The organism is Nocardia neocaledoniensis (assembly GCF_029868625.1).
Lineage (GTDB): Bacteria > Actinomycetota > Actinomycetes > Mycobacteriales > Mycobacteriaceae > Nocardia > Nocardia neocaledoniensis_A.
Genome location: NZ_JARWOJ010000306.1, coordinates 22,959 through 30,095, shown reverse-complemented (window position 1 = coordinate 30,095; position 7,137 = coordinate 22,959). Strand labels below are relative to the sequence as shown.

At 63.2% G+C, this 7,137-nt stretch carries 6 protein-coding genes; 3 read left to right on the top strand and 3 right to left on the bottom strand.

Annotated features, from left to right (window positions below):
• Both QH270_RS22845 and QH270_RS22840 read right to left on the bottom strand, forming a co-directional pair.
• A partial coding sequence (locus QH270_RS22845) for a hypothetical protein (protein ID WP_280345982.1) occupies nt 1-395 on the bottom strand: 395 nt, incomplete at its 3' end.
• Between the two features lie 638 nt (nt 396-1,033).
• Nucleotides 1,034-1,255, bottom strand: coding sequence for a cold-shock protein (locus QH270_RS22840; protein ID WP_067641687.1), 222 nt, complete (start codon nt 1,253-1,255; stop codon nt 1,034-1,036).
• A 287-nt stretch (nt 1,256-1,542) separates the two neighbouring features.
• On the opposite strand from QH270_RS22840, the gene QH270_RS22835 reads away from it, so the two are divergent.
• Nucleotides 1,543-2,442 carry a phosphotransferase enzyme family protein gene (locus QH270_RS22835; protein ID WP_157105000.1) on the top strand — a complete coding sequence of 300 codons (900 nt, stop codon included), beginning with the start codon at nt 1,543-1,545 and terminating at the stop codon, nt 2,440-2,442.
• Here the strand turns inward: QH270_RS22835 and QH270_RS22830 are convergent.
• Entirely contained in the window at nt 2,412-3,638 is a 1,227-nt protein-coding gene (locus QH270_RS22830) for a hypothetical protein (RefSeq protein ID WP_280345976.1), read from the bottom strand. The two genes, QH270_RS22835 and QH270_RS22830, sit on opposite strands and share 31 nt — an antisense overlap.
• A 146-nt stretch (nt 3,639-3,784) precedes the next feature.
• Here QH270_RS22830 and QH270_RS22825 point away from each other — a divergent pair.
• Together QH270_RS22825 and QH270_RS22820 are read left to right on the top strand one after the other, a co-directional pair.
• Nucleotides 3,785-4,569 (top strand): IS5 family transposase gene (locus QH270_RS22825; RefSeq protein WP_432420409.1). Its coding sequence is split into 2 segments (ribosomal slippage): nt 3,785-4,100 and nt 4,100-4,569, totalling 786 coding nucleotides; the frame shifts between segments, so codons are not numbered across the junction.
• A 502-nt stretch (nt 4,570-5,071) separates the two neighbouring features.
• A complete protein-coding gene (locus tag QH270_RS22820; protein ID WP_280345971.1) occupies nt 5,072-6,847 on the top strand; it encodes a hypothetical protein in 1,776 nt (591 codons plus the stop codon).
• Nucleotides 6,848-7,137: the final 290 nt, after the last annotated feature.

Below are 7,137 nucleotides of genomic sequence, written 5' to 3'. Positions count from 1 at the left end.
ACCACGACCTCAGCGCTCGGCCGATAGGGATCCAAGGGTTCGTGCGGTAGCCAACGTCGCGCCGGGTCACGGGGCGAGGGCAGCAACACCTCGTCGCCCTCGGCAGCGAGCACCGCCCCGGTACTGGACAGAGCCGCGAAGGTGGCACCGCCGCGTAGGTGTGCGGGTACGGGACCGGTAAGGATGGTCAGCAGTGGCTGGCGGGTGTCACTGCGTACGATCACCGGGCCGGGCCACGGCAGTGCCGCGACTACTCGTTGGCCGAACGCGGAGGCCAACTCGATGGCGCCGACGGTCCCGACCCGCAACACGATCTGGCTGGTGGATTCCCGAACGAACACGTCGAACCCGCAGGAGTTGCGGTAGATGGTGGCACGGTGAACCACTTTGTCCACCGGCAGTAAACGCATGCTTTTCATCGCGCGCCGCCCTGCTGCAGGGAACGACGGACGGCGTCGAGGACCGTGGTGGTTGTCGGTCGTTGAGGGCTGGTCGGGGGTGACTCCCATGCACGACATGAGCCCGTGTTGGTCGCGGTGGGCGTCGGGAGACCGATGCGGGCACCGGAAGCCAACACCACGACGCCGTTGACCCACAACCGGACGGCATCTGGGAGCGCTTCGATTCTGCGGTCAGAATTGGTGAGGAACGTCCACGTCCCGGACTTGGGGTGCGACACGATTGGGCCGCAGCCTGCTTCGGTACGCCTGAGCTCACTTCGAGCCCGTCGGCCGAGAAGTTCGGAGACCATGACTGCCTGGACCCGCCCAGCCAAGAGAACGATCTGGCCGGAGACTGGATCAGGCTCCGCTGGCAACTGGCACACTTGCCGGTAGTAGGCGCACCGCGCAGCTACGGTGACGCCTTCCATGTCTGGATGGGCGTGTGCGCGGGGACTTGCTGCCGGGCGCTGGGCGGCATCATCTGGGTGACATAGTCGTGTAGAGCTCGTGAGGTAGGCCGTCATCGGGTCCTCCACGTTTGTGGCGGGTGGGATATTCGGATCAGGTGCGAGGGGAGTCCCGCCACACTTCTATTCCTGGCCGTGGGAGCCGACCCGTCGTACTTGGACAGCCTGTGGTCCACGGTCGCTGTCGGTGATCTCGAACTGGACATGATCGTTCTCGGAGAGCGCGCGAAAGCCCTGCCCGAGGATCCCGGTGTAGTGGACGAATACATCGCGGCCAGCATCGCGCGCGATGAAACCGAAACCCTTCTCGGCGCTGAACCACTTGACAGTCCCGGTGAATGACATGTGCTATTTCCTTCGTTGAGCGACGCCCCGCATGGGGTCGGGCTGGTTGGGCGGGTACACCGCACCGGGAACGAGCGTTCACCGGGCGCGTGCGAGATCAGCGGCGCTGTTTGCCTGCAGGGTTGTTTGCTCATCGACGCCAGAGACGAACCGCCTGCAGCTGTGCATTCGGTTCGTGTGGTCGGGGTCGAGAGTCCGCGCCTGGGCATAGGTCGAGCTTGGTGTCACCTGCCGTTCTGCGGTAGTTGGCAAGTGTTAGCAAGTGCGGGCGCCGCTAGCCTGGTGATGTGGCAGAGAAGCGGTTCCTGTTCGATCCCGTCCAGATGGTGTCCGTCGCTCGTGAGGCGAGCACCGATGCTGGCCTCTCGGCGACGCGGGTGGAGCTGTTACGCCTGGGCCAGAACCTGATGTACCTCCTGCCTGGAGAAGGCGTGGTTGTGCGGATTGCCCGCAACTCTGATTTCCTGGCGACTGCCGTGAAGGAGGTGGCTGTCGCCGGCTGGCTTCGGCGTCAAGGGTTCGCCGCCGCGGAAGCGCTCGCCGTGGATCAACCTCGAGTAGTGCAGGGTTACCCGGTCACCTTCTGGCGCTATGTCCCTGGTCGGGTCTCTGATGAATCCGACCTCGCGCTGCTTGGTGCCCAACTTCTCCGCTTTCACAACTTGGGCTGGCCTGCGAGCTTGGCTGTGCCCGACTTCGACCCGCTGGCACAGCTTCGACAGCGAGTCGAGTCGGCATCGATACCCGCGGAGGACAGGGAGTTCCTGCTACAAGAATTGCTTCGGCTAGGTATTGAGTTGCGAGAAGTGCGGTATGAACTTCCATCGGGTGTGAACCATGGCGATGCGCACATCAAGAATGTGATTGTCACGTCTGCAGGCGAGGGCGTGTTGCTCGACTTCGAGGGTGTATGTCGAGGTCCTCGCGAGTGGGATCTGGCGAAGGTCGCGACCGAGGCCGAGTTGGGAATGGTGAGCTCTCACCACTATGAAGCGTTTGTGCGCGCGTACGGTTACGACGTTCGGACGTGGGAAGGCTTCGGTGTCGTGAGCTCGGTCATGCGACTGCGAATGACGGCCTGGATTGCCCAGAACGTTGAACACTCTGATGCGGTAGCACAAGAGTTCGCGAAGCGCATCAAAACGCTGCGAGACGGTCAGCCCTCCGAAGACTGGCGCGGCTTCTGAACCGGAGCAGAGCGATAACGCTCTAGAACATCGAGCAGTTGAGGGACTTTTCGCTTAATCGCTGCGGCACGGAAGTCGTCGACATAGCGCTGGTGCCGGGCCGAAAGGACGGTCACACCGGTTTGCATAGCTTCCGCTGCGAGCACTGCTGCGTGGTCAGCGTCGCCTGCGACGAGCGCAGCTTGGGCGGACAAGAACCGTATGAAGCCGCGAGTGCGAGCAGGAGTGCTGGAAGTTATTGCCGTACTAGCAAACTCTTGCACTTCCCGGAAGGCGCTGAGGTCGTGGAATGCATGAGCCGCGTCGCCAGCTAACTCCGCTGCGTCGTAGTAGCCGATCCAGGGCGGTTCGAAGTCGCTACTCCGGCTGAACAGAGTCTCCGCGTGCAGGATGGCCGCAATCGCTTCCTGGCGTTCACCCGCGACTGCCAGCGCTCGTGCCTCCATCATCACACACATTGTTTCGACCGCCGGTGTGCCTCGGCCACGCAACACCGACTCGGCCGCACGCGCAAAGGTCAAGGCCTGCCGAGGTTTCCTTAGGAACGTGTATTGATGCGAAAGGTTTGCCAGCAGCCGTGCCCCCAGCAGCTGGTCCCCCGCTTCACTTGCCAATCGGAGACCGAGCACGAAGTAGCGAGCCGCTTCACGATGGCGATGTTCATCGTAAGCTGCCCACCCGAGCAACTGAGAAACTTCGGCAGCTGCGGAGAAGACATTTCGATCGGATTTGCTGGCCATGCACGCCCGCACGGCCGGTACGACCTCCGCGAGGAAGAACGATTGCAGCATCGGTCGCACGTGCCCCCCGCCTCGCTGGAAGTCCAGCTCCATCAGCTGGGCCGCGCGATCGCGAAGCCGGTTAGCGGCATACGTCCTGTCGGTGGATTCTGGCTCGACTGCAGTTGGAAGAAGATGCGAATGCGCGAATACGTAGCCCGCCACCACCTGGTCATCATCGATAAGCGGCGACGCGATGGATGCTGCGCTGTCGGGAGGTCCTTGGTACCTGCTCAGATCCTCTGCGCGGTCGACAGCGACATCAAGCTTGAGTTCGTATCGTGAAGTTTGAGTAAGAAGGTCATACGGGTCGGGAAGCCCTAGGACACTCGCGAGGAGGCCACGATAGAACTGATCCGGTGTGGTGTGTCCATTTTCCCATCGACTCAAGGCCGTTTTAAGGCTTCGCTCGGTCATTATGCTGACGCCGTGGTGGCGGGCGTGAAGTGTGAGGGCATGGATGACCCGAGTATGCGACCATCCCTTAGAGCTCCTAACGGGTTCGGTCGCGTGGCGGTGAGACACGTTGTCGTGCAGGATGTTTCGCCGTGGCAGCACCGTGGATGGTGGATGACGAGTTGTGGGCGGTTATCGAACCGCTACTGCCGGTGAAGCCGGTGGGAACACCAGGCCCGGCCCAGCACGACCCGAGGCTGGTGTTCCAGGGGATCTTGTTCGTGCTGTTCACCGGGATCGGATGGGAGGACCTGCCCCAAGAACTGGGATTCGGGTCCGGGATGACGTGTTGGCGCAGGTTGCGGGACTGGCAGGCCGCCGGGGTCTTCGAACGAATGCACCAAGCGGTCCTGGACCGCAGCAACGCCGCCGGGTTGATCGACTTCGACCGGGTCATGATCGATGGCTCGCATGTGCGGGCCAAAAAGGGGGCGCCGCCACCGGGCCGAGCCCAGTAGACCGCGGCAAGACCGGTTCCAAACACCACCTCCTCACCTGCGGCAACGGGTTCCCGCTCGTCGTCGAGCTCTCCGCGGCCAATGTCAACGACCACCTGATGCTCGCGCCCGTGCTCGATGGACTGCGCCCCTTGCGCGGACGAGCAGGGCCACCGCGACGCCGGATCAAGAACCTGGTCACCGACAAGGGCTACGACTATCCGAGCGTGTACACCGAGCTGCGACAACGCGGGATCACCGGCTACATCCCACGCCGCGGAACCCGGGACAAAGTCACCGCCGGCCGGTGGATCGTGGAACAAACCTTCGCCCTGCTTCACCAGTACCGACGCCTGGCCATCCGGTGGGAGCACCGCACCGATATTCACCACGGATTCCTGAATCTCGGTGCGGCACTGATCTGTTGGCGACGCCTCAGCAACCAAACCCGATAGGGGCTCTTAGCTTTTCGTGCGGCCTTGAGTTCATCGCCGATGGGCATGCTGACCCCTCCTTCAGCCGGGTTGCGCGCGCAGTCGCTACGTTAGCCAATCAGCTTGGCACGCAGTCCTGAAGGGTGCATGGCTTGCGACAACGATGCCCACGCCTGAGCGTGCGTCGGCATCCACGGACACGTCATCGCCCTGGGTGGGTGGAGCAGCGGGCATTGGCCCTGCGCTACGACCACAACCGAGAACGGCGTTCGGGCCAAGTCGATTTGGGCATCTGGAGGCGGAGATTGGAAATGTTGCAGCTCTCGGGACGCGGGCGCGCGAACGAATGCCATTCGGAGTCCCGTGCACACTACGGGCTCAAGCTGTCGGTGCAGGTGTGGATACTGGCAACTGATCCGACCGGCTGTGCCCCGAGGAGGATCCTGCAGGACACCCATCGCCACCATCAACCACGCTGGCGCGGCCGCTGTCGACCGCAAAAGTGAAAGGACGCCCGACCCCGATGAGCATCGACTGGCACACGATCGGTCAGGAACACTTCGACCGCGTCGTCGAAGCACTGATCAACCACAAATATCGCGGCGCCGACGTCGAGGTGATCGCACTCGACGGCCGGGGTGGTGACGGCGGTGTCGACATCGAGGTGCGCCAAGGCGGGCGGGTGATCATCTTCCAGCTCAAGTATTTTCCCGAAGGGTTCAGCGGCGGCTGGAAACCCCGCCGCACGCAGATCAAGCGCTCGTTCGCCAAGCTGGTCAAGACGCGAACCGTCGACAAGACCTGCATGGTCGACGAATGGGTTCTCGTGGTGCCGAGAAACCTGACTCCTGGTGAGCATGCGTTCGTCACCGGCCTCGGCAAGACCGCTGGCACGCCGCTGACCCGGCCCTTTGGTCGCAAAGACCTCGATGATCTGCTCATCGAATTTCCCGAGGTCGACCGCTGGGCTCAGCGCGATGTTCATAGCGAACTGCGAGACAACGCCGCGATCTACAACCGTGAGCGCGACAACCTGCTCAGCCCTGACGATCTGCCGATTCGAGTGGCCGCTCTGGGCGCGCTGGCGGACTCGACCGATCTGCACTGGGCGACCGACTTCGCGCGCGTCGGTGACGTGGTGACCCGGTCAATACGCCCGAAATACCCTCGTGCGCAGGAACAGAGCCCGATCCTGGTCAACATCGAAGGAGCGTTCGGTCCACAACATGCTGCGCTGCGAGAGCAGTTCGAACGTTCGACACGCTTCGGTGCCTCGGGCGAGGTTGTCCTGCCAGCCGAGGTCGTAGGCGCCGTGACGATCACCGGACCAGAACTCGTCGCCGGTGTTTACACAGGGATGGAAGTGCGATTCGAGGCACTGAGCCACGGCGCGGGTATCGGTGCTCCGGCGGAGCTTCGGTTCTTCGATGAACACGGCACTCAGGTCCTCGCGCACGAAGGGCGGATCTCACATCTGACTGAGGGCTCGGAGGGCTTCGCGATGAGGATCGACTTCTTCGACCACCTCCAGATCGAGTTGCTGAGCCCGAAGGATCTCTCCCAGCCAGGCCATGCCGATATCAGCTACAACCTGCGGCGCATCCGCCCCGCGGACGCCCTCGGTGTCGAGGAGATTCTGACAGCGATCAACCAGACCGATCTTCTCTGCCGGGTATACATCGACGACAAGTTGCTCGTGTCGCTGGCATTCGATCCCCCCGCAGATACCGAGGTCGATGACGAGCTCGATGCGATGTTCCGCCTCGCCTACGACCTGAAGGCCGTGCAGGAACATTGCCGGTCGTCGTTCGACATCCCCGCCGCTTTGACGCCACTGGAGCGCATCAATCTGCGAGTGGCGCGGCTGTTGCTGGAGGGCTGCGCGGTCGCATCTCCGGAAGCGCCCGGTGGTGTGGTTACTCTGAACGGTTCCGACAGCCCACGCCTACGTCAACTTCTTGCAGGTGAAGCGGCTTGGGTCAGCTTCACCGCAGAACGTTTCACGTTCTCCGTCGGTGCGAAGGAGTTCACTCTCACCGACGTGCTGGTCTTTCATCCCCGCGCGATCGCACGCAACGCCGCAAAAGCCCTCGCAGCCCTGGAGAATGGCGAAGCGGCGGGCTTTCGACTCAAGGTGGCTCCGAGCGACGAGCCGTACTTCTACCTGGCTCTTCCCGCCCGGCTCGGTGAGCCGGTGCCACCGGTCTCGGACTGGAAACTGGCGCTCTGGAGTTTGCCCGGTATAATCCAGCCCGGTCCGCGCGCCAGCACCGCGGACGGAACCGACGAGCACCGGTGAGCGCCGACGACCACCCACGAAGCCAGCTTCGACGACCCGGACGACGCCTCAGCCGTCGAAGAGCTCGAACAGTGCAGCTTCGACGGCTGAGGGGTCGCCGAGGGCCGGGGCGACGAACCCGACCCGCTGACCCGCACCGAGATGATCTTGATCTACCTGTGCCAGAAGCAGCTCGCCGTCGCCGCGTCGAGAGGCGAGTTCGCCTCGGAGTGGTACGAGCGCAGCTCGGCACCTGGACGAGGCCCGGCGAGCCCCCTGAACACCCAGCGCTGGACATCTCGTATCGACGA

Bases quoted from the DNA above. Each gene is read 5' to 3' on its own strand.
- QH270_RS22840 (WP_067641687.1), bottom strand. From the start codon at position 1,255: ATGTCATTCACCGGGACTGTCAAGTGGTTCAGCGCCGAGAAGGGTTTC.
- QH270_RS22830 (WP_280345976.1), bottom strand. From the start codon at position 3,638: ATGACCGAGCGAAGCCTTAAAACGGCCTTGAGTCGATGGGAAAATGGA.
- QH270_RS22820 (WP_280345971.1), top strand. From the start codon at position 5,072: ATGAGCATCGACTGGCACACGATCGGTCAGGAACACTTCGACCGCGTC.